This window comes from Microcoleus sp. S13C4 (genome assembly GCF_036700865.1).
GTDB lineage: Bacteria > Cyanobacteriota > Cyanobacteriia > Cyanobacteriales > Microcoleaceae > Microcoleus.
The window spans coordinates 1-1709 of sequence record NZ_JAUBPS010000163.1; the positions used below are offsets into that span (position 1 = coordinate 1).

General features: G+C 40.0%; 2 protein-coding genes. One reads left to right on the plus strand and one right to left on the minus strand.

Features of this window, described 5'->3' with window-relative positions:
- Window positions 1-117 precede the first annotated feature (117 nt).
- A complete protein-coding gene (locus tag QT996_RS28410; RefSeq protein ID WP_333050843.1) occupies window positions 118-684 on the plus strand; it encodes a transposase in 567 nt (188 codons plus the stop codon).
- A 243-nt stretch (window positions 685-927) separates the two neighbouring features.
- On the opposite strand, the gene QT996_RS28415 is transcribed toward QT996_RS28410, so the two are convergent.
- Complete coding sequence (locus tag QT996_RS28415) at window positions 928-1260, minus strand: transposase (protein WP_333050845.1); 333 nt, start codon at window positions 1258-1260, stop codon at window positions 928-930.
- Between the last annotated feature and the right edge of the window lie 449 nt (window positions 1261-1709).

Consider the following 1709-nt stretch of genomic DNA (forward strand, 5'->3'; position numbering starts at 1 on the left):
ACCACCTACTAACTAAAGTGCATAGCGCTCGCTGACATCATTGGCGATACCCCAACGCTGTTGCGGTGAGCAGTTACACCGAGCCTACTGTTTGGTCACGAACAACAGATTGAAGAGATGGTAGCCCAGTATCCAGATTACACACTCGCAGAATACTGTGAGTATTGGCACGAAAAAACAGGAGTAGGGTTGAGCGAGAGTGCCATGTGCGGATTCCTAAAAAAGCAGCAACTCACTTTGAAAAAAAAAACACTACGGAGCAGTCAAGCCCATAAAGAAATTAATCAAAAGAAGCGAATAGAATATTGGGAAAAAACCCGAGATGTCGAACCAGAAAATCTGATTTTTTTGGATGAAATGGGCGTATTGCTGGGGATAATGAGACAAGGAGCTAGAAGTAAAAAGGGAGAAAGAAGCTACGATATCAAGCCATTTTATAGAGGAAGTAGGGTAACGGTGGTTGGAGCAATAAGCAATAAGAAGGTCATCGCCATGAAGACAATGGGAAAATCTATGAATGGAGAGGATTTCCAGAAATTTGTGCAAGAAGAACTGGTGCCTTCATTATGGAAAGGAGCGGTATTGGTGATGGATAATCTGAAGGCACACAAGGTAGAAGGTGTGGAAAAAATGATCGAAGCAGTGGGAGCAAAAGTAGTGTATTTATCACGCCAACTCACCTGAGTTTAACCCCATCGAACATTTATGGTGGGAATTAAAGGCATGGCTCAGGAGATTTGTACCTCGAAGTGTACAGATTGTGGAAAAACTATTGGAATTGGGAGTGAAATTATGTTCAACTAAGCAAATCGAAAATTATTTTGCTCACTGCTGTTACTGTACCTCTTAGTCACGCAAAGTGCTGTAATAGCATTTTGTTGACAGCACGCGATGCTTGACTCACAACACGTTTACTTGTACCAAACTTCATATAGCGTTTCTCAGAAAGATGAGGTACAATAATAGCAGTGAGTAAACCAATTCCTCATATCGGATAATGTAACTTGATTGAAGGCAAACCAAGAGTGCTTTGGCTAATTCTCGATAATTAGTCGTCTTGATAGAACGGAGAATGTTTTTGAGTTTTGACCATAAATGTTCAATTGGTGAGAAGTCGGGCGAATAGGGCGACAAGTATATTAATTTTGCCCCTTTCTTTTTGATGGCTTTTTCTATTTCTTCTCCGGTATGAATAGTACAATTATCCCTCACTACACAAGCACCTTTCCAGAGTTTTGGTACTACTCCCTTCCCGCTCAAAGAGTACAGAAAAGGGTATAGTTAAAAAAAAGGGAGGAAAAGCTCAATAAATCTGAGCCAAAAATTGCGATTAGTAAGCCTAGATAAAAAGCAGTGGCAGCGACTATATTACAAGAATCAGCGTAAGGATTCAGGTATCTGAAACGTAGTCACAGAAAGACTTATAGAATTCAAGCCTTCGCTAAATCAACAGCTTAATTCTCAATAGGTACGAAAATCAAAGCTTTCATGGTTTCTTAATAAGAATAGATATTTGATAATTATTAGATCAAATGGTTACACCGTATAGGTTTTACTGCTTTTCACATGACCTGAATCCTTACGAATCAGCAAGCATATATCTGGGGGGGTGACAACCCGCCTGAAACCCATATTTACTGTAGTTTAGACTAACTAAAGATGAGAACGGTGGTCCAAGAAAAACTAGAGCCACCGTTAAGGAGAGAATG

Excerpts from the sequence above, each read along its gene's own strand:
- QT996_RS28410 (WP_333050843.1), top strand. The coding sequence starts at position 118 with ATGGTAGCCCAGTATCCAGATTACACACTCGCAGAATACTGTGAGTAT.